General features: G+C 69.6%; 19 protein-coding genes. 15 read left to right on the forward strand and 4 right to left on the reverse strand.

The genetic code is table 11. The features are described from left to right. The first annotated feature begins 3 nt into the window (after positions 1 to 3). From trpS to ACGFIE_RS10840, 5 genes are all read left to right on the forward strand, one after another. Positions 4 to 1,029, forward strand: a complete 1,026-nt coding sequence (gene trpS, locus ACGFIE_RS10820; RefSeq protein ID WP_393293336.1) for a tryptophan--tRNA ligase — start codon at positions 4 to 6, stop codon at positions 1,027 to 1,029. 25 nt (positions 1,030 to 1,054) lie between these two features. Next, entirely contained in the window at positions 1,055 to 1,624 is a 570-nt protein-coding gene (locus tag ACGFIE_RS10825) for a 2'-5' RNA ligase family protein (protein WP_363678316.1), read from the forward strand. Between the two features lie 79 nt (positions 1,625 to 1,703). After that, entirely contained in the window at positions 1,704 to 2,627 is a 924-nt protein-coding gene (locus ACGFIE_RS10830; RefSeq protein WP_393293339.1) for a YhjD/YihY/BrkB family envelope integrity protein, read from the forward strand. Then, complete coding sequence (locus tag ACGFIE_RS10835; protein ID WP_363678320.1) at positions 2,627 to 3,013, forward strand: GntR family transcriptional regulator; 387 nt, start codon at positions 2,627 to 2,629, stop codon at positions 3,011 to 3,013. The genes ACGFIE_RS10830 and ACGFIE_RS10835 overlap by 1 nt, the downstream gene beginning before the upstream one ends. Before the next feature lie 81 nt (positions 3,014 to 3,094). After that, complete coding sequence (locus ACGFIE_RS10840) at positions 3,095 to 3,532, forward strand: hypothetical protein (protein WP_393293342.1); 438 nt, start codon at positions 3,095 to 3,097, stop codon at positions 3,530 to 3,532. A gap of 142 nt (positions 3,533 to 3,674) precedes the next feature. Here the strand turns inward: ACGFIE_RS10840 and ACGFIE_RS10845 are convergent, their stop codons facing one another. Beyond that, the gene (locus ACGFIE_RS10845; RefSeq protein ID WP_393293345.1) at positions 3,675 to 5,309 is read right to left on the reverse strand and encodes a glycoside hydrolase family 13 protein; all 1,635 of its coding nucleotides are present in this window, start codon (positions 5,307 to 5,309) and stop codon (positions 3,675 to 3,677) included. Positions 5,310 to 5,382: 73 nt separating this feature from the next. Further along, a complete protein-coding gene (locus ACGFIE_RS10850; protein WP_363678326.1) occupies positions 5,383 to 6,429 on the reverse strand; it encodes a LacI family DNA-binding transcriptional regulator in 1,047 nt (348 codons plus the stop codon). Positions 6,430 to 6,626: 197 nt separating this feature from the next. Between ACGFIE_RS10850 and ACGFIE_RS10855 the strand changes: the two genes are divergently transcribed. The 8 genes from ACGFIE_RS10855 to ACGFIE_RS10890 all read left to right on the forward strand — a co-directional run bounded on the left by ACGFIE_RS10855 (position 6,627) and on the right by ACGFIE_RS10890 (position 16,676). Beyond that, entirely contained in the window at positions 6,627 to 7,874 is a 1,248-nt protein-coding gene (locus tag ACGFIE_RS10855; protein ID WP_393293348.1) for an extracellular solute-binding protein, read from the forward strand. Continuing rightward, complete coding sequence (locus tag ACGFIE_RS10860) at positions 7,874 to 9,502, forward strand: ABC transporter permease subunit (RefSeq protein WP_393293350.1); 1,629 nt, start codon at positions 7,874 to 7,876, stop codon at positions 9,500 to 9,502. Before ACGFIE_RS10855 ends, ACGFIE_RS10860 begins: the two co-directional genes overlap by 1 nt. 107 nt (positions 9,503 to 9,609) lie before the next feature. After that, positions 9,610 to 10,425: an ABC transporter permease subunit gene (locus ACGFIE_RS10865; RefSeq protein WP_363679524.1), complete on the forward strand. Its 816-nt coding sequence runs from the start codon at positions 9,610 to 9,612 to the stop codon at positions 10,423 to 10,425. Between the two features lie 71 nt (positions 10,426 to 10,496). Continuing rightward, positions 10,497 to 10,844, forward strand: a complete 348-nt coding sequence (locus ACGFIE_RS10870; RefSeq protein ID WP_363678334.1) for a hypothetical protein — start codon at positions 10,497 to 10,499, stop codon at positions 10,842 to 10,844. A gap of 278 nt (positions 10,845 to 11,122) precedes the next feature. Then, positions 11,123 to 12,193 carry a BMP family ABC transporter substrate-binding protein gene (locus tag ACGFIE_RS10875; RefSeq protein WP_363679526.1) on the forward strand — a complete coding sequence of 357 codons (1,071 nt, stop codon included), beginning with the start codon at positions 11,123 to 11,125 and terminating at the stop codon, positions 12,191 to 12,193. 92 nt (positions 12,194 to 12,285) lie between these two features. Beyond that, positions 12,286 to 14,040 carry an ABC transporter ATP-binding protein gene (locus ACGFIE_RS10880; RefSeq protein WP_363678336.1) on the forward strand — a complete coding sequence of 585 codons (1,755 nt, stop codon included), beginning with the start codon at positions 12,286 to 12,288 and terminating at the stop codon, positions 14,038 to 14,040. Continuing rightward, positions 14,037 to 15,392 (forward strand): ABC transporter permease, encoded by a 1,356-nt coding sequence (locus ACGFIE_RS10885; RefSeq protein ID WP_393293353.1) that lies wholly within the window; start codon positions 14,037 to 14,039, stop codon positions 15,390 to 15,392. The genes ACGFIE_RS10880 and ACGFIE_RS10885 overlap by 4 nt, the downstream gene beginning before the upstream one ends. 3 nt (positions 15,393 to 15,395) lie before the next feature. After that, positions 15,396 to 16,676, forward strand: coding sequence for an ABC transporter permease (locus tag ACGFIE_RS10890; protein WP_363678340.1), 1,281 nt, complete (start codon positions 15,396 to 15,398; stop codon positions 16,674 to 16,676). 190 nt (positions 16,677 to 16,866) lie between these two features. On the opposite strand, the gene ACGFIE_RS10895 is transcribed toward ACGFIE_RS10890, so the two are convergent. Next, the gene (locus ACGFIE_RS10895; RefSeq protein WP_393294613.1) at positions 16,867 to 17,061 is read right to left on the reverse strand and encodes a DUF397 domain-containing protein; all 195 of its coding nucleotides are present in this window, start codon (positions 17,059 to 17,061) and stop codon (positions 16,867 to 16,869) included. Further along, the gene (locus tag ACGFIE_RS10900; protein WP_393293355.1) at positions 17,058 to 17,867 is read right to left on the reverse strand and encodes a helix-turn-helix transcriptional regulator; all 810 of its coding nucleotides are present in this window, start codon (positions 17,865 to 17,867) and stop codon (positions 17,058 to 17,060) included. Before ACGFIE_RS10900 ends, ACGFIE_RS10895 begins: the two co-directional genes overlap by 4 nt. A gap of 217 nt (positions 17,868 to 18,084) precedes the next feature. Between ACGFIE_RS10900 and ACGFIE_RS10905 the strand changes: the two genes are divergently transcribed. Together ACGFIE_RS10905 and ACGFIE_RS10910 are read left to right on the forward strand one after the other, a co-directional pair. Next, on the forward strand, positions 18,085 to 18,420 hold the full coding sequence (locus ACGFIE_RS10905) for a hypothetical protein (protein WP_393293358.1): 336 nt from the start codon (positions 18,085 to 18,087) through the stop codon (positions 18,418 to 18,420). 170 nt (positions 18,421 to 18,590) lie between these two features. After that, positions 18,591 to 19,295: a cytidine deaminase gene (locus tag ACGFIE_RS10910; RefSeq protein WP_363678342.1), complete on the forward strand. Its 705-nt coding sequence runs from the start codon at positions 18,591 to 18,593 to the stop codon at positions 19,293 to 19,295. The last annotated feature ends 51 nt before the right edge of the window (positions 19,296 to 19,346 follow it).

A 19,346-nucleotide genomic window follows, 5' to 3' on the forward strand; every position in this document is an offset into this window, starting at 1 on the left:
GCCATGCCCGACGTTTCCGAGCGACCCCGCGTCTTCTCCGGCATCCAGCCGACGGCCGACTCGTTCCACCTCGGCAACTACCTGGGAGCCGTGCGGCACTGGGTGGCCCTGCAGGACACCCACGACGCGTTCTACTGCGTGGTGGACCTGCACGCCATCACCGCGGGTCACGATCCGGCGCTGCTGCGCCAGCGGACCAGGGTCGCGGCCGCCCAGCTCTACGCGGTCGGTCTCGACCCGGAGCGCAGCACCCTCTTCGTCCAGTCGCAGGTGCCCGAGCATCCGCAGCTGGCCTGGGTGCTCGGCTGCATCACCGGCTTCGGCGAGGCGAGCCGGATGACCCAGTTCAAGGACAAGTCGCAGAAGCAGGGCAACGAGCGGGCCAGCGTCGGACTCTTCACCTACCCGGTCCTGCAGGCCGCCGACATCCTGCTCTACCAGGCCAACGCGGTGCCGGTCGGCGAGGACCAGCGCCAACACCTGGAGCTCTCCCGCGACCTGGCCCAGCGGTTCAACTCGCTGTTCGGCGCGACGTTCACGGTGCCCGCGCCGCACATCGTCAAGGACACCGCGAAGATCACCGACCTGCAGGATCCGACGGCCAAGATGTCCAAGTCGTCGTCCTCGCCCGCCGGCATCATCGACCTACTGGACGATCCCGCCCGGTCGGCGAAGAAGATCCGCTCCGCGGTGACCGACACCGGCCGGGAGATCGTCTTCGACGCCGAGACCAAGCCGGGCGTGTCCAACCTGCTGACCATCTACTCGGCGCTCAGCGGGCGGGGCATCGACGACCTGGTGGCGGCGTTCGCCGGCCGCGGCTACGGCGACCTGAAGAAGGAGTTGGCCGAGGTGGTGACGGAGTTCGTCCGCCCGATCCAGGAGCGCACGCGCACCTACCTCGACGACCCGGCCCAGCTGGACAAGCTGCTCGCCGCCGGCGCGGAGAAGGCCCGGTCGGTGGCCGGCGCGACCCTGCGGTCCGCGTACGAGCGGGTCGGCTTCTTCCCGCCGGTGCGCGGCGAATAGCGCTGCGGGACAGGTGGGCGGGTCGGTGGCCGACGTGGCGGCGCGCAGCGTGGATCGCAGTGACGGGGTGCCGCCGTCCGGCGACACCGTCCAGATCGGCATCGCGGTGGACATCCCGGAGCCGTGGGGGGCCCAGCTCACCCGGCGACGGGTCGAGGCGGGCGATCCGCTCGCGGTGCCGGCGCACGTGACGCTGCTCGGCCCGACCGAGATCCCGACCGCCGTCCTGCCGGGCGTCGAGCGGCACCTCGCCGCCGTGGCCGCCGCGCATCTGCCGTTCACGCTGCACCTGCGGGGCACCGGCACGTTCCGGCCGGTGACGCAGGTGGTGTTCGTCGCGGTGGCCGCCGGGATCAGCGAATGCGAACTGCTTGCCGCCGCCATCGCGGCCGCGCCGGGCCTGCACCGCCAGACCCGCTTCCCGTACCATCCGCACGTCACCGTGGCGCAGGACGTCGCTCCGGAGGCGTTGGACAGGGTGTACGAGGATCTGGCCGACTTCTCCGCGATGTTCGAGGTCGACGGGTTCACCCTCTTCTCGCACAGCGGGCAGACCCGGTGGCAACCCCGCCGGGACTTCCGCCTCGGCGACTGACGGTCGGCGACCCGCCGGGCGGCGAGCACTCCTGCACCGGTTGCCACGGTGGCGGTGAAAGATCGGCGAGGATGATCGCGTGAACGTGATCGGCCGGATCGAGGCGGGTATCGACCGCTGGGTGAGTGCCGCGCGCCGCCGGTCGAACCTGTTCGACCACGTCTGGCGTGCCGGGGCGCTCTACGCCGAGGTGTTGGCCGGACGGCTCGCCGCCGCGATCGCCTACTACGGCTTCTTCGCCGTCTTCGCGCTGGCTCTGGTCGCGTACTCCATCTTCGGCGCGATCCTGGAGGACAACGACGAGGTCTCCGCGGCGGCGGCCGGGTTCCTGAAGGAGAACCTGCCGTTCCTGGACGCGCAGCAGATCGCCAACTCCAGCGGCACGGTCGGCGTGGTCGGCCTGGTCATCCTGGTCTTCACCGGGATCGGCTGGGTGGAGGCGATCCGCTCCTCTCAGCGGCTCATGTACGCGCTCAACCAGCAGCCCGGCAACCTCGTGGTTCGGCGACTTGTCGACCTGGGCGTGATGATCGGCGTCTTCGTGCTGCTCGGCCTGTCGGTGGCGGCGGTGGACGCGTTGGAGTCGCTGCTGCGCTTCCTGCTGCGCAGCACCGGGTCGGTAGGCCTGACCACTGTCAGCGCGGTGCTCAGCGTGCTTGTCAACGCGGTGCTCGCCACCGCGCTGCTGCTCGCGGTGCCCCGGCTGCGGATGAGCCGGTCCCGACTGCGCCCGGTGGTGCTGCTGGTGGCGGTCGGCATCACGTTGCTCAACACGGTCGGGCGCTACTACGTGGTGCGTACCGAGCGCAATCCGGCGTACACGGTGGTGGCCGGCGCGGTCGGTCTGCTGCTCTACCTCTACCTGCTGAACCAACTGGTGCTGTTCGGGGCGGCGCTGCTCGCGACCAGTACGAGCGGGCGTGTGGTGGATCTGGCGGAGGGCGCCCCGCCGGTCGATGTCGACGAGGACACCGATCCCGGCGCGCCGGGCGGTGCGGGCTGATGGCTGAGGTGCCGGACGTGCTGATAACTGTCGATGCGGACTCGCCGGTGCCCCCGTACGAGCAGGTGCGGTTGCAGCTCGCCGAGTTGATCGGCGACGGCCGGTTGCCGGTGGGCAGCCGCCTGCCCACCGTCCGCCAGCTCGCCGCCGACCTGCGGCTGGCCGCGAACACCGTGGCGCGGGCGTACCGGGAGCTGGAAGGGGCGGGGCTGCTGGAAACCCGGGGGCGCAACGGCACGTTCGTGGCGCCTGGTCGCGACGACGCCGTCGACCGTCTGCACCGGGCGGCGGCGGGCTACGCGGCCGAGGCGGCTCGGCTCGGCGTCCCGCCGGCCACCGCGCTCGCCCTGGTCCGGGCCGCTCTGGACGCCGCCCGACCCGGCTGACCGGTTCCTGATCGACCGCCGGACGGGCGGTAACTGAACAGAACGGCACCGATGTTCGCGTTCGCGGACCATGATGAGCCGGTGGGCGCACTCATGACACTGGACCTGCCGGCCGACTCGCCGATGCTCGGCCTGCCGTGGATCATCACCTTCGGGCCGTTGGGCGACCTCGACGAGTGGGAGCCGGTGGTCTGCGGGCCGTACGAGCGACCGCACGCGTTGGCGTTGGCCGAGGCGGTGGTGGCCGAGGAGCAGTTGATGGCAGTGGTCGAGCCGCTGCTGCCGGCGCTGTCGGCGGACGAGATCCGCAGCGAGATCGCCGCCGCGCAGGTGGCCGCCGAGGACGAGGCCCGTCAGGTCGAGGGGGCCGACCTGTACGGCGACTTCGAGGACGTGATCGACGAGGAGTTGGACGCCGCGGCGGACGAGGCGGGCCACGGCGAACCCGTCGAGCCGCCGAACGAGGCAGAGGTCCGCGAAGGCTTCACCCGGATCGCGGCCCTGCTCACCGCGAAGTGACACGTACACGAACACCGGCGCCGCGCGGAGCGGACTCCGCGTGACGCCGGTGCACCTCACCCCCCACCACAAGGGGCCGGTAGCCCAGTCGCCCGCTGGCGCGGGGCACGGCGGACGACCAGGTCGAGAACGGCTTACCCGCTCAGCGCCGTTCCAACCAGGCGGCCGCGTCGACGGGCAGCAGATGGCCGGCCCCCTGCCGGGTGAGCGTCGCGCTGGCGACGATCGGCTCGCCGTACCCGTCGATCTCCACCGGCGCTCCGCTGAGGTTGACCACGCAGGTCAGCACGGTTGCGCCGGCGGTACGGGAGAAGGCCAGCACGCCCGGTCCACTCTCCAGCCAGCTGACCGGGCCGGCGCCGAGAGCCAACGCCGGGTGTTCGTGACGGATGCGCAGGGCGGCTCGGTACAGCTCCAGCGTCGAGCCGGGAGTGCCGGCCTGCGCGGCGACCGACAGGGCACGCCAGGTCGCCGGGGCGGGTAGCCAGCTCAGCTCGCTGCTGGCCGGCCCGAAGCCGTACGGCGCCAGCTCACCGCTCCACGGGATGGGCACCCGGCAGCCGTCGCGGCTCTCGCCGGTCCGTAGGAACGCCGGGTCCTGGCGCAGCTCGTCGGGGAGGTCGAGGACCTCGGGCAGTCCCAACTCCTCGCCCTGGTAGAGGTAGGCGCAGCCGGGAAGGGCGAGCATGAGCAGGCTGGCGGCGCGGGCGCGGCGCAGCCCTTCCGGGCCGTCGCCGTAACGGGTGACGTGTCGCTGCTTGTCGTGGTTGGACAGCACCCAGGTGGTGGGCGCGCCGACCACGGTCGCCTCGGCCAGCGCGGTGTCGATCACCTTGCGGAACGAGTCGGCGCACCAGGTGGCGTCGAGGAAGTCGAAGCTGAACGCCTGGTGCAGCTCGTCCGGGCCGATGTAGCGGGCGAGGCGCTGCGGGGTCTCGGCCCACGCCTCGGCGACCGCCATCCGAGCACCCGGGTAGCTGTCCAGGATGGGCCGCCACGCGCGGTAGATCTCGTGTACCTCGTCCTGGTCGAAGTAGGGCAGGCGGGCCTTGCCGAGCAGGTCGACCTGGCGCTGCCCGGTCGTCATCGTGCTGAAGCCGACGTCCGGCAGCCCTTCGGCCTTGATCATGCCGTGGGCCACGTCGACGCGGAAGCCGTCCACGCCCCGGTCCAGCCAGAACCGCAGGACGTCTTCGAACTCCGTGCGGACCTGCGGGTTGCGCCAGTTGAGGTCCGGCTGGGCCGGGTCGAACAGGTGCAGGTACCACTGGCCGTCGGGGATCCGGGTCCAGGCCGGGCCGCCGAAGATGCTCTCCCAGTCGTTGGGGGGCAGCTCGCCGTGCGCGCCCCGGCCGTCGGCGAAGAGGTAGCGGGAGCGTTCGGGCGATCCGGGACCGGCGGTGAGGGCGTCGGTGAACCAGCGGTGCGCGCTGGAGGTGTGGTTGGGGACCAGGTCGACGATGATCCGCAGGCCGAGGGCATGCGCGTCGGTGATCATCGCGTCGAAGTCGGTGAGGGTGCCGAACAGGGGGTCGACGTCGCGGTAGTCGGCGACGTCGTATCCGCCGTCGACCATCGGGGAGGTGTAGAACGGGGTCAGCCAGAGCGCGTCCACGCCGAGGTCCCGCAGGTACGGCAGACGCTCCCGGATGCCGGCGAGATCCCCGATGCCGTCACCGTCGCTGTCGGCGAAGCTGCGCACGTAGACCTGGTAGACGACCGCCGAGCGCCACCAGTCGTCGTCGGTGCGGGGCGGGGTGGTGGCGCTGACGGTCATCGGTGGTGTTTCCCCGTCTGTCTCGTGCTCGGGCGCGGCTGTCTGAGCAATATGCCGCCCACCCCTGCAAGAGTCAAGCAGATCTTGCGTAAGGAAACCGCACGGCGGCGGGGGCCACCGCGGTGGAACCCCGCGCGACCAGCTCGGGGCGGAACAGGTACTCCGAGTGCGGGGCGCCATGCCCGTTGATCTCGTCCACCAGGGCCCGGACCGCGGCCACCGCCATCGCGGTGACCGGCTGCCGCACGGTGGTCAGCGGCGGGTCGGTGAAGGCCATGAGCGGTGAGTCGTCGTAGCCGACCACGGAGACGTCGCCGGGAACGGTCAGACCGCGGTGCCGGGCCGCCCGCACCGCGCCGAGCGCCATCAGGTCGGAGCCGCAGACCAGGCCGGTGACGCCCCGGTCGAGCAGCCGACCGGCCGCCGCCTCGCCACCCTCCACACCGAACAGCGTCAGCTCGGCCAGCGGGCCGAGGTCGGCCTCGGCGACGCCGGCGAGTCGGGTCATCGCCGCCCGCCAGCCGGCCACCTTTCGCTGCACCGGCACGAACCGGTCCGGACCGGTGATCAGGCCGATCCGTCGGTGCCCGAGCGCGACGAGGTGAGCCACGGCCAGGTCGGCGGCCTCCCGGTCGTCGCAGGAGACGAAGGGGGCGCCGATGCCGGGGACGTACCCGTTGATCATCACGACCGGCAACGGTCGGGCGATGAGCGCCCGGTAGCGGTCGTGGTTGGCGGCGGTGTCGGCGTGCAGGCCGGAGACGAAGACGATCCCGGAGACCTGCCTGTCGAGCAGCATCTCCACGTATTCGTCCTCGGTCACGCCCCCGGCGGTCTGGGTGCAGAGCACCGGGGTGAACCCGCTCTGCGCCAGCGTCGACTCGATGACCTGCGCGAACGCGGGGAAGATCGGGTTGTCCAACTCGGGCACCACCAGGCCGACCAGGCCGGCGCTGCGCTTTCGCAGCCGGGCCGGCCGCTCGTAGCCGAGGACGTCGAGGGCGGTGAGGACGGCCTGTCGGGTCTCCGGGGCCACGCCGGGGCGGTCGTTGAGCACCCGCGACACCGTGGCCTCGCTGACTTCGGCCTGCTGGGCGATGTCGGACAGTCGAGCGCGCATGGCGGCACTTTAGCCCACCGGCAAGTTCTTGCGGGGCGCTCTGCAAGCCCTTCCATTATCTGCAACGTCTTGCTAACGTCCCCGCAACATACGCGAGCAGCGCGCAGTATCGCTGCGTCGATTGGCAAAAAATTTCAGCTTTCCCACTGGCGGACCGTCCTTCCCCCGGCGGATCCGCCATGACGACAGGAGTACCGATGCGCATCCGTACCGCGGGTGTGGTCGCCGTCTTCGCCCTGGCGCTCGCCGCCTCCGGCTGTGGTGGCGACAGCGACGAGCCGGCCGCGAAGGAGTCCCCCAAGGCCGCCGGCGGCAAGCTGGTGATCTGGGCGGACGACAAGCGCACCGCCGCCCTCAAGCCGTTCGCCGAGAAGTTCGGCCAGGAGAACGGCGTCACCGTCGAGGTCCAGGCCGTCAGCAAGGAGCTGCAGACCAACTTCGTCACCGCCTCGCAGCAGGGCAGTGGCCCCGACGTGGTGGTCGGCGCGCACGACTGGATCGGCAACCTGGTGCAGAACGGGGCCATCGACCCCGTGCAGCTCGCCGCCGAGCAGAAGAACGCGTTCAACGCGACGGCCATCAAGGCTGTCACCTTCAACGGCCAGCTCTACGGGGTGCCGTACGCGCAGGAGAACCTGGCGCTGATCCGCAACACCGAGCTGGCCCCCGAAGCGCCGAAGACCATTGAGGACCTGGTCGCCACGGGTAAGCAGCTCAAGGCGTCGAAGAAGGTCACCGAGACGCTCTGCCTCCAGGTCGGCCAGAACGGCGACGCGTACCACATCTATCCGCTCTACACCTCGGCCGGCGGTTACCTCTTCGGCGCCGGGGCCAACGGTGACTACGACCCGAAGGACCTGGGCGTGGGCAAGCCCGCGTCGATCGAGGCGTTCAAGAAGATCGGCGCGCTGGGCGAGAAGGGCGAGGGCGTGCTCAAGCGCTCCATCGCGGACACCAACTCGATCGCCACCTTCACCGGCAAGAAGTGCGCGTACCTGGTCTCCGGGCCGTGGGCGGTCGCCGACGTCAAGAAGGCCAACATCACGTACGACATCTCCGCGATCCCCGGCTTCGCCGGCGGCAAGGAGGCCCAGCCGTTCGTGGGTGTGCAGGCGTTCTACGTAGCCGCCAAGGGCAAGAACAAGGCGCTTGCCCAGGAGTTCGTCGCCAACTACACGACCACCCCGGACCTGGCCGTCGCGCTCTACAACGCCGAGCCCCGGCCGCCGGCGCTTACCGCCGCGCTCGACCAGGTCAAGGGCAGCGACCCGGACCTGGCCAAGTTCCAGGAGGCCGGCAAGAACGGCCAGGTGCTCCCGGCGATCCCGGCGATGGCCGCCATCTGGGACCCGTTCGGCAAGGCCGAGGCCGCCGTCATCGGCGGGGCCGACCCGACCAGCACCATCACCGCCGCCGGTAAGACCATCTCCGGCCAGATCAAGTAATGAGTACGCCGCTGTCCGGCCCGGGATCTGCCACGCAGGCCCCGGGCCGGGGGCCCGTCGGCTCCCGCTCCCCGCGTTCGCGTGACCACGCGCCGATCACCCTGACCGGCCTCGCCGGCAAGGTGCTCCTGCTCGGCCTGACCGCCGGCATCGCCCTCTGGGCGGCATTCCCGCTCGTCGACGGGGAGATGTGGGCCGGCCTGGCCCTGCTGGCGGCGACCACCGCCGGGCTGTTCTACCTCTACCTCACCCGGCGGCACATCCCGGCCAAGTACCTGGTCCCGGGAACCCTGTTCCTCATCGCCTTCCAGGTCTTCCCGGTGCTCTACACGGCGAGCACCGCCTTCACCAACTTCGGTGACGGGCACCGGGGCGGCAAGGACGAGGCGATCGTCGCGATCCAGACCTCGTCGGTCACCCAGGTGCCCGGCTCCGCCCAGTACGCCCTGTCGATCGCCACCAAGGGCGACCCGGCCACCGCCCCACTGGTCTTCCTCATCACCGACCCCACCAGCGGGGCGGTCTCCGCCGGTGACGCGGGCGGGCTGCGCCAACTCGACGCCGACGACGTCACGGTCAGCGCGGGCGGCAAGGTTACCGCCGCCGACGGCTACACCGTGCTGAACGTCGGCCAGGCCAGCGCCCGCAGCAAGGAGATCACCGACCTGGTCGTCCCGACCGCCGGTGGCGCGCTGCGGTCCAGCGGCCTGTCCCGGGCGTACGAGGGCAGGGCGGTGCGGGCATACGACGCCGACTGCGACTGCGTCCGGGACACCGCCACCGGGCAGACCTGGACCGCCGACGGAGAGGTGGGCGCCTTCGTCGCCGCCGACGGCGAGCGGCTGGCCCAGGGCTGGAAGGTGAACGTCGGGCTGCGCAACTTCACCCGCGTGCTCACCGACCAGAACATCTCCGGCCCGTTCCTGAGCACCCTGATCTGGAACTTCGCATTCGCCATCGGCTCCACCGGCGGCACGTTCCTGCTCGGCATGCTCATCGCGCTCGTGCTGCACTCGCCCCGGATGCGCGGCGCCAACCTCTACCGGGTGCTGCTGGTCCTGCCGTACGCCATGCCGTCGTTCGCGATGCTGCTGGCCTGGCGGGACATGTTCAACGCCGACTTCGGGCTGATCAACAACCTGTTCGGCTGGGACGTGGACTGGTTCGGCCAGCCGTGGACGGCCCGCTTCGCGGTCATCCTCGTCCAGCTGTGGCTCGGCTACCCGTACATGTTCCTGGTGGCCACCGGCGCGTTGCAGGCCATCCCGCGCGAGCTGACCGAGGCCACCTCTGTCGACGGGGCCTCGCCCTGGCAGTCCTTCCGCGCGGTCACCCTGCCGCTGCTGCTGATCGCGCTGTCCCCGCTGCTGATCTCGTCGTTCGCGTTCAACTTCAACAACTTCAACGCGATCTACCTGACCACCGAGGGTGCGCCCTTCCCGGCCGACAACCCGACCAACGGCGCCACCGACCTGCTCATCACGTACACCTACCGGCTGGCCTTCGGCGGGCAGGGCGCGCAGCTCGGCTTCGCCGCAGCGATCTCGCTGTTCATCTTCGCCATCGTCGCCGTCGTCTCGGCGGTCAGCTTCCGGCGGACCCGCAAGCAGGAGGAGGTGTACTCGTGACCACCCTCACCGCGCGTACCGGCGACACGGCCGGCCGACCTGCCCCGAACCGGACCACCGGTGGTCGACGGCGCAACCGCTGGTTCGCCCAGGTCGGCTGGCGGCACCTGGTCGCCGTGCTCGCCGTGCTGTTCAGCCTCTTCCCGATCGTGTTCGTGGTGTCCGCCGCGCTCAACCCGCTGGGCACGCTCTCCACAAGCGAGCTGGTGCCCACCGACGGGGTGTCGCTCGGCAACGTCACCGGACTGTTCGAGCGGACCGCCTTCGAACGGTGGTTCCTCAACTCGCTGTTGATCGCCGGGGTGGCCTCGTTCGCGTCGGTGTTCCTCTCGGCGCTGGCCGCGTACGCCTTCTCCCGGATGCGCTTCCGGGGGCGGCGGGTGGGCCTGCTGTCGCTGCTGCTGATCCAGATGTTCCCGCAGTTCCTGGCGATCGTGGCGATCTACCTGATCTTCGGAACGATCACCGACCTGTGGCCGTCGATAGGCTTCAACACCCCGTGGGGGTTGCTGCTGCTCTACCTGGGTGGCGCGCTCGGCGTGAACACCTGGCTGATGAAGGGCTTCTTCGACACCCTGCCCCGGGAGCTGGACGAGTCGGCGACCGTGGACGGGGCGTCGCACGCCCAGGTCTTCTTCCGGATCATGCTGCCGCTGGTGGCGCCGATCCTGGCGGTGGCCGGGCTGCTGGCGTTCATCGGCACCATCAACGAGTTCCTGATGGCCAACGTGTTCCTCACCAGCAGCGACTCGAAGACCCTCGCGGTCGGCATGTACGGCCTGTTGCAGGGCAACGAGCGCAACAACAACTTCGGCATCTTCGCGGCCGGCACCCTGCTCACCGCGATCCCGACCGTGCTGGTCTTCCAGCTCCTGCAGCGCTACATCGTCTCCGGCCTGACCGCCGGAGCGGTCAAGGGATGACCAGCGGGTGCGACGCGCCGACCCGTCGACCCCCTACTACGAACTGTCGTTGATGGGGGAGGATGGGCGGCGTGGAAGCACTGCGACTCATCCTCCTCTATGTCCATCTGATCGGCTTCGCCCTGCTGCTCGGCGGCTCGATCGCTCAGTACGTCAGCGGCAGGCTGCGGATCAATTCCGCCATGCTCTGGGGCGCCGTGATCCAGTTGCTGACCGGGCTCGGCCTCTCCGCCCCGCTGCGCGGTGGCGGTGACGACGAGCCGAACCCGGCGAAACTTGTGACGAAGTTGGTGATCGCGCTGCTGATCTTCGTCATGGTCTTCTTCTCCCGGAAGCGGGACGTGGTCAACCGCGGCCACTTCCTCGCGATCGTCGGCCTGACCCTGGTCAACGCGGCGGTGGCGGTCTTTTGGCGGTAGCGTCCGAGGAGGGGGTCGACCCCCGGAAACCGGACGTTGGCGACGCCTGGGCGCTCGGTTAGCAGCACGAAGAGTGATGTGCCCCACGCAAGGGTTACACCCGGGTAACAGGCGCTCAACAGTCGTGCACGATTGTCGGCCGGTGGGTGGGCGCGGGCGTACGCTCCCGTCCGTAACGTGGGACAGCCGGCGGCACACCCGCAGGTCGGCTGATGGGCTGCCACCGCACAAGGCGCGGTGTGCAATGGGAAGGAGACGTCTTGCGCTCGGTGCGTGGGATGCGGATCGCTTCGATCTTCGCGGTGGGTGGGCTCGTGCTGAGCGCCGCCGCCGCTTGTGGCGAGGCCCCCGATGATGACAAGAACGCCGGCAGCGGCGCCAAGAAATACAGCGCCTGCATGGTGACCGACGTTGGCGGCATCGACGACAAGTCGTTCAACGCCTCGGCCTGGAAGGGCCTGCAGGAGGCCAAGGCCGCCAACGACAATATCGACATCAAGTACGTGGCGTCGAAGGCCGAGGCGGACTACGAGCCGAACCTGACGCAGTTCGTCAACCAGAAGTGCGACTTCATCCTTGCCGTCGGTGGCCTGATGTCCACCGCGACCTCGAAGATCGCCAAGGCCAACCCGAACCAGCAGTTCGGCATCGTCGACTCCAACCCGGGTGACGCCAACGTCTACCCGATGCAGTTCGACACCGCCCAGGCCGCGTTCCAGGCCGGCTACCTGGCCGCCGGGATGACCAAGAGCGGCAAGGTGGGCACGTACGGCGCGATTCCGATCCCGCCGGTGACCATCTTCATGGACGGGTTCGTCGACGGCGTCGCGTACTTCAACAAGACCAAGAACAAGAACGTCCAGGCGCTCGGCTGGAACAAGGAGACCCAGAAGGGCTCCTTCACCAACGACTTCGCCAAGCAGGACGAGGGCAAGAAGGTCTCCGACACGCTGGTCGCCCAGGGTGCGGACATCGTCATGCCGGTCGCCGGCGGCTCCGGCCTCGGCACCACCGCCGCGGCCAAGGCCTCCGGTGGCAAGTACAGCACCATCTGGGTGGACGTCGACGGCTGCGAGAGCACGCCGGACTGCGCCGCGATCCTGACCACCGTGGTCAAGAACATCCCGGACGCCGTCAAGGAGGCCGTGCTCAAGGCCGCCGGTGGCGAGAAGCTCCAGGCCAAGCCCGGCTTCGTCGGCACCCTGGCCAACAACGGCGTCTCCATCGCCCCGTACCACGACTTCGACAGCAAGGTTCCGGCCGAGCTGAAGACCGAGGTCGACAAGATCAAGGCGGACATCGCCGCCGGCACCATCACCGTCACCTCGAAGGCCCAGCCGACCAAGTGACAACCGGCCGGCTCCTCCGGTGAGATCATCGCAGGGGCGGCGGGGGACAGGTACGACCGATCCGGCCGCTCCGGCTCGCGGGTGACCCACCCGTGGGGCCGGAGCGGCCGATCGCGCGCCACGGTGACCGGCCCGGTCCGGCCCGGTCGACCGGCAGCTACGCTGCACCATCGCTCGCACTCCAGGAGGTTGCGCTGAGACTCGAACTGCGCGGCATCACCAAGCGGTTCGGTGATCTGGTCGCCAACGACCACATCGACCTGACGGTGGAGCCTGGAGAGATTCACGCCCTGCTCGGCGAGAACGGCGCGGGCAAGTCGACACTGATGAACGTGCTCTACGGGCTCTACCAGCCCGACGAGGGCGAGATCCTGGTCGACGGCACGCCGCTGAAGCTGAAGGGCCCGTCCGATGCCATCGGGGCCGGGATCGGCATGGTGCACCAGCACTTCATGCTGGTGCCGGTCTTCACCGTGGCCGAGAACATCATGCTCGGCGCCGAGCAGGTCCGGGGCGGGATCGCCGGCTTCCTGGACCGGCGGCGGGCCCGGCGCGAGGTCACCGAGGTGTCCGAGCGCTACAACCTGCGTGTCGACCCGGACGCGGTGATCGAGGACCTTCCGGTAGGCATCCAGCAGCGTGTCGAGATCGTCAAGGCCCTCACCCGCGACGTCGACCTGCTCATCCTGGACGAGCCGACCGCGGTGCTCACCCCGCAGGAGACCGAGGAACTGCTGACGGTCATGCGGTCGCTGAAGGCCGCCGGCAAGTCGATCGTGTTCATCACCCACAAGCTCGGCGAGGTCAAGGCGATCGCCGACCGGATCACCGTCATCCGGCGCGGAAAGACCGTCGGCACGGCCTCGCCGGAGGCCAGCCGGGACGAGCTGGCCGCCCTGATGGTCGGCCGCAACGTCCGGCTCGACGTGGACAAGGCGCCGGCCACCCCGGGCGAGCCGGTGCTGGAGGTCGCGGGACTGGTCGTCGACGACGACCGGCAGATCCGCGCCGTCGACGGGCTGGACCTGACCGTGCGCGCGGGCGAGGTGCTCGGCGTGGCGGGTGTGCAGGGCAACGGTCAGACGGAACTGATCGAGGCGATCATGGGCCTGCGCCCGGTGCTCGCCGGCACGGTCAGCCTGAGCGGCGACCGGATCGACGGCTGGACGACGAAGAAGGTGCTCCGCGCCGGCGTCGGCTACGTCCCCGAGGACCGCAGCGTGGACGGCCTCGTCAAGGAGTTCAGCGTCGCCGAGAACCTGGTGCTGGACATCTACGACCGGGCGCCGTTCGGAGCCGGGCTCGCCCTCAAGCCGGACGCGATCGCGGCGTCGGCCAGGGAGCGGATCGAGCAGTTCGACGTCCGCACCTCCTCGGCCGACGCGGCCGTGGGCACCCTGTCCGGCGGCAACCAGCAGAAGGTGATCGTGGCTCGGGAGCTGTCCCGGCCGCTGAAGCTCTTCATCGCCGCCCAGCCGACCCGCGGTGTGGACGTCGGGTCGATCGAGTTCATCCACAGCCAGATCATTCACGAGCGGGACATCGGCACCGCCGTCATGGTGGTCTCCAGCGAACTCGACGAGGTGGTCGGGCTGGCCGACCGGATCGCGGTGATGTACCGCGGACGGATCATCGGCATCGTCGGCCCGGACACCCCGCGCGAGGAGATCGGTCTGCTGATGGCCGGCATCGACCCGGACACGGCCGCCGGGGCCGACGCGACCCCCGCCGCCGACGAGCCCGGCGCGGAGGCCGGAGCCGGCGCGACCCCCGCTGCCGGCGAACCCGGCGTGGACGACGGGAGCCGGGCGAGCGACGCAGGCTCCGCGAGCGAGGACGAGGCATGAGCGACAGCAATCCGCAGTCGGGTTCCCCGGACAAGGAGCCGGCAAGCGAGGCGCAGGCGGCGCAGAACGCGCTCGGCAACACCGAGCGGGCCGGCACGACCACCGTGCCGAAGGCCCCCGAGTCGCAGCCGAAGCCTTCCCTGGGCCGGCTCTTCCTGGACAATCTCTGGGCGGCCAATACGTTCACGGTGACCCTGCTGTCGCTGGTGCTTGCGGTCGTCGTCGGCGCGGTACTGATGATCATTTCTGATCCGGACGTACTGCACACCTACTCGTACATCACCGCCCGACCGTCGGACGCCTTCACCGCCAGCTGGACGCTTGTGAGCGAGGCGTACGCCAACCTGTTCAAGGGCTCGGTCTTCGACCCGCAGGCCTTCAGCGGCTGGGTGAACGGGGCCAACGGCTGGCAGGCGGTGCTCGCGCCCATCTCCGAGACGCTGACGTACACCGCGCCGCTCGCCTTCACTGGCCTGGCGGTGGCACTGGCCTTCCGCGGCGGCCTGTTCAACATCGGCGCCCAGGGTCAGGCCACCGTCGGCGTGATCCTGGCCGCGCTCGCCGGCTTCCTGCTCCCGCTGCCCCCCGGCCTGCACCTGCTGGTCGCGGTGCTGGCCGGCGCGTTGGGCGGGGCGGTCTGGGGCTTCATCCCGGGCATCCTCAAGGCGCGTACCGGCGCCCACGAGGTGATCATCACGATCATGCTCAACTACATCGCCACGTACTTCCTCACGTGGTTGATCGTGCAGAAGGGGGTGCAGGACCCGGGCCGCCCCGACGCGATCAGCAAGTCGGTGGACTCCTCTGCAGAACTGCCCCGCCTGCTCGGCGACAACCTGCGGGTGCACGCCGGCATCCTGCTCGCGGTGTTGGCCACGTGGGCGGTTGCCTGGCTGCTGAACCGGTCCACGCTTGGCTTCGAGCTGCGCGCGGTCGGGGCCAACCCGGACGCTGCCCGCACGGCAGGCATCAGCGTCACCCGGACGTTCGTCCTGATCATGGTGTTCTCCGGGATCCTGTCCGGCCTCGGCGGCTCGAACATGGTTCTCGGCTCCACCGCCAGCGCGCTCACTCCGCTGGTGGTCGCGCAGATCGGCTTCGACGGCATCCTGGTGGCGCTGGTCGGCAGGTTGAAGCCGTGGGGCGTACTGCTGGCGGCGCTGCTCTTCGGCGCTCTCCAGGCTGGCGGCAACCGGATGCAGTCGTATTCGGGCATCTCGCTGGAGCTGGTCACCGTGCTCCAAGCGCTGATCGTCATCTTCATCGCCGCGCCCGCCCTGGTGAAGGCGATCTTCCAGCTCCGGGCGGCGCGTGCCGCCCGGTTGCAGACGAGCCTGGCGAAGGGCTGGTAACGCATGTCCACCATGGCTGTCCCCGACGTCGCGGTCGCCGCCGTCGACGAGGGGTTCTGGACCCGTGGCCGCAAGGTCGGGCTCGTACTGCTGGTGCTCGGTCTGCTGTCGGCGGTGCTCTTCGGCGCGCTCGCCACGGACCAGCAGGCCCGGTTCACGCTGAGCGAGAACGCCGCCGGTGCCGCGCTGGAGATCAACGGCACGATCGGCGCGATCCTGTTCGGCATCATCGCGGTCGCCGCCGGCGCGGCGCTACTGGCCGGGGTGCCGAAGCGCTGGTTCCTTCCCGTGCTCGGCGTCGGGCTGGTCGGCTTCGTGCTGTCCTTCCTCTGCTGGCAGGTCTCCGCGGCGCCGACGGGCCAGAACTTCATGCCGCTGGTCAACATCGTGCGGGGCACGTTCATCCTGGCGCTGCCGCTCATCTTCGGCGCGCTCGCGGGGGTGCTCTGCGAGCGTTCCGGCGTGGTCAACGTGGCCATCGAGGGGCAGCTGCTGATGGGCGCTTTCAGCGGCGCGCTGTTCGGGAGCCTCTCGGGCAACGTCTGGGTGGGCCTCGTCGCGGCGGCCCTCGGCGGCGCTTTCATCTCGCTGCTGCTGGCGATCTTCTCGATCCGCTACCTGGTCGACCAGACGGTCATGGGAATCGTGCTGAACCTGCTCGCGGTCGGCGTCACCGGCTTCCTCTACGAGCGGCTGATGCAGACCGACGCGGAGAAGTACAACAGCGCTCCGCGGTTCAGCAACTGGGAGATTCCGCTACTCAAGGACATCCCGGTGCTGGGGCCGGCACTGTTCCGCAGCAACATCTTCCTCTACCTGGGCCTGCTGCTGGTGCTGGTGATCCACATCGGGCTCTTCCGCACCCGGTGGGGTCTGCGCACCAGGTCGGTCGGCGAACACCCGATCGCCGCCGACACGCTCGGCGTCAAGGTGCTGCGGGTGCGTTACCGCAACGTCCTGCTGGCGGGCGTGGTCGCGGGCATCGGCGGCGCGTCCTACACCCTGGCGCTCTACTCGTTCACCAAGAACATGATCGGCGGCAAGGGCTTCATCGCGCTGGCCGCGCTGATCTTCGGCCGGTGGAACCCGACCGGAGCGCTGCTCGCCGCGCTCTTCTTCGGCTTCGCCGACCAGCTCGCCACCTACCTGGGCGCGATCAACAGCTCGATCCCCAGTCAGTTCCTGGCCATGCTGCCCTACCTGGCGACGATCCTCGCGGTCGCCGGCCTGGTCGGCCGGGTCCGCGCACCGGCCGCCGACGGCAAGCCGTACATCAAGGGCTGACCCCGCAGCCATGCCCGGCGGGACTCACCGCCGGGCATGGCGCGGCAGGTCGCCGTCCGCGCCCAACCAAGACCCTCGCCGGGGTACGGCTGAAGGCCTGCACAGCGGCCGCTCCGGTCGTCCGGCGCGGAGGACGAGTACGAAGAAGGCCCTTCAGCATTTCGCTGAAGGGCCCCTGCACTCTGGCTCGTCAGCCGAGCGGGCCGATCTGCCTGGCCAGGTTGACGAACGATCGCCACGTCTGCGGGTTGAAGCTGAGGGTGCCACCGTCACGGTCCTTCGTGTCCCGCACCAGTACGACGCCGGGCAGGTTGTCGGCGACCTCCACGCATGACCCGCCGTTGGATCCGGAGCGAGTCGAGGTGTGCCACCGGGCACCGGTCATGTCCATGTCTGCGCCACTTCCTTGATCAATTCGAGTGACTGCCTACGGGAGAGAGCTTCACCTCTGATCGTCTCCCACGTTCCGTGGAGGGTAGCAAGGTCATCGGCGCCGTTGACTATCTGTGCTCGCGCCTGATGGTCGAGATGGGCGATCACCGAACCGTCGGCCTGGGTGGCCAGGATGAATCCGCCCTGCAAGCCAGGGTAGAGGCCGGCATCCTCCGTCACCACGAGTATTTGCACGTGGGGCAGCTCGCCCATCTTCGCCAGGTGGGCCAGTTGTTCGGGCATGACATCGGGCCGACCAACTACTGGCCTTCGCAGTACCATTACGTCGATCACTGCGACGAACTGGACCAGGCGCTCGCTGGCGATGATCGCTTGGCGTCCGAGGCGAGAAGCGACACGCTGCTCGATCTGGTCGGTGCTGAGTAGGTTGTGTGCCAACGTCGCTCGTGCGTACGCCTCGGTCTGGAGCAGGCCGGGTACCCAGGCCGGCTCGTACCACCGCAGCAGAGTGGCCTCTTGCTCCCACTCGATCCACTCGCGCAGCCACTCGGGATCGACCTTGGACAGCTCCCTGAGCATGCGTGTGAAGCGGCCACCCTTGCGGTCCTGGCAGAGTGGATCATGCGCACGATCCACGGCCAGGGCGTATTCACTCGTGGGTGGCCGCCCGCCAGTCTCGACGGAGCTGACGTGGGATGCCGAGTAGCCGATTGTCCTGCCGAAGTCTTCCTGGCTCAGCGCGAGCTGAGTGCGCAGTAGACGCAGCTCCGACACCACGTAGTCGATCACGCTGCTCATGGCCCCTCATTCCTGCTCAATACCGTCGTCGCACTACCCGGCTGCTCTCACTGAGCGTGTCCGACCAACTCGATCAGCGTGAGCACGTATCGAAGGTAGTCCGGTCGTAACCAGACTGTGAAGGCGCGGTAGTGCGGCCGCTGGATTGCTTTGGGTAACCGATCGCCGGCTACTCGCCGACCACCAAGAACCTGAACCCCAGTCAGGAGATGAAGCGATGGGCCTCAGCGCTCAGGCACCGCCCCCCCTCGCTGGCCCCAAGCCCGACCGTCCGAGGGAGTACGGCGAGCGGCCCTCGCACACTCCGCTGCGCCCGATGTGGTTCTGCCGAGCGGACGGCCAGCGCTGGCCCTGCGCCGAGGCCCGGCTGCGACTCAAGGCCGAGTTCGACGACAACATGCAGGGCCTGACCATTTACCTGGCGGGCATGTATTACGAGGCGAGTCGCGACCTCTACCACCTGAACCCCCACGAGGGTCCCAGCCCGCGCGAGTTGTTCGACCGCTTCGTGGCCTGGGGCCCATATCGCAGGCCAATCGTCGATGATCGGTGAAGCCCTTCCCTTCCAGCCTCGATCACGTGATGAAAAATAGGTCCCCGGGGCTGCTCCTGACCTACTTCTCATCACGTGATCACCGTGCACCCTTCCGGGCCCTTGGCAACCGGGGCCGGGGAGACGGCCCTGCTCGCTTCTGACCTGGGCTACTTCGGCAGAATGGCGGCATGACCGACATTGACTGGGCGCGCTTGCGGGCCGCCGCCACCGAGGCGATGCGGAACGCGTACGCGCCGTACTCGACGTTCCCGGTCGGCGCGGCCGCGCTTGTCGACGACGGACGCGTGGTGGTCGGCTGCAACGTGGAGAACGCCGCCTACGGGGTGACGCTCTGCGCCGAGTGCGGAGTGGTGTCCAGCCTGCACGCCACCGGTGGCGGTCGCCTCGTCGCGCTCTCCTGCGTCGACGCCACAGGTGAGCCGCTGATGCCGTGCGGCCGGTGCCGGCAGTTGCTCTGGGAGAACGGCGGCCCGGAGTGCCTGATCGAGACGAAGACCCGCCCGCTGCGCATGGCGGAGCTGCTGCCACACGCCTTCGGTGTGGAGGACCTGGAGGCGGTGACCGGCGAGACGCCGTTGCCTGTGGTCCCGGAGCGGCTGGCCGCGTGGCGTGGCCGGGGCACGGTCTTCGTGCATCCGGACATGTCGGCGGGGCAGCAGGTCTGGACGGCGTACTGGGAGCGGTCGGCCGGGGACGACGCGGGCGCCGAGACCGGTGTGCTGGAGGAGGCCCCGAGCTGGAACGACCCGGCCGAGGCGATCACCTGGGGCCTGGCCCGCACACCGCGTGTGGTGGTGGTCGACGCGACCGGCACGATCTTCTGGGCTGGCGAGGGGGAGCCGCCATTGGAGATCCCGGTTCGTTGGGGTTGAGGTTGGGGGCGGGGGCCGACCGTGCCCGGCTCCGGGCGGTCAGGCTTGATC

The sequence above is a fragment of the Micromonospora sp. NPDC049275 genome (genome assembly GCF_043197115.1).
Classification (GTDB): Bacteria; Actinomycetota; Actinomycetes; order Mycobacteriales; family Micromonosporaceae; genus Micromonospora.

Coding starts and splice junctions, on each gene's coding strand:
- ACGFIE_RS10860 (WP_393293350.1), top strand. CDS start 7,874: ATGAGTACGCCGCTGTCCGGCCCGGGATCTGCCACGCAGGCCCCGGGC.
- ACGFIE_RS10905 (WP_393293358.1), top strand. CDS start 18,085: ATGGGCCTCAGCGCTCAGGCACCGCCCCCCCTCGCTGGCCCCAAGCCC.
- ACGFIE_RS10845 (WP_393293345.1), bottom strand. CDS start 5,309: ATGACCGTCAGCGCCACCACCCCGCCCCGCACCGACGACGACTGGTGG.
- ACGFIE_RS10900 (WP_393293355.1), bottom strand. CDS start 17,867: ATGAGCAGCGTGATCGACTACGTGGTGTCGGAGCTGCGTCTACTGCGC.
- ACGFIE_RS10895 (WP_393294613.1), bottom strand. CDS start 17,061: ATGACCGGTGCCCGGTGGCACACCTCGACTCGCTCCGGATCCAACGGC.
- ACGFIE_RS10890 (WP_363678340.1), top strand. CDS start 15,396: ATGTCCACCATGGCTGTCCCCGACGTCGCGGTCGCCGCCGTCGACGAG.
- trpS (WP_393293336.1), top strand. CDS start 4: ATGCCCGACGTTTCCGAGCGACCCCGCGTCTTCTCCGGCATCCAGCCG.
- ACGFIE_RS10885 (WP_393293353.1), top strand. CDS start 14,037: ATGAGCGACAGCAATCCGCAGTCGGGTTCCCCGGACAAGGAGCCGGCA.
- ACGFIE_RS10875 (WP_363679526.1), top strand. CDS start 11,123: ATGCGGATCGCTTCGATCTTCGCGGTGGGTGGGCTCGTGCTGAGCGCC.
- ACGFIE_RS10855 (WP_393293348.1), top strand. CDS start 6,627: ATGCGCATCCGTACCGCGGGTGTGGTCGCCGTCTTCGCCCTGGCGCTC.
- ACGFIE_RS10910 (WP_363678342.1), top strand. CDS start 18,591: ATGACCGACATTGACTGGGCGCGCTTGCGGGCCGCCGCCACCGAGGCG.
- ACGFIE_RS10850 (WP_363678326.1), bottom strand. CDS start 6,429: ATGCGCGCTCGACTGTCCGACATCGCCCAGCAGGCCGAAGTCAGCGAG.
- ACGFIE_RS10835 (WP_363678320.1), top strand. CDS start 2,627: ATGGCTGAGGTGCCGGACGTGCTGATAACTGTCGATGCGGACTCGCCG.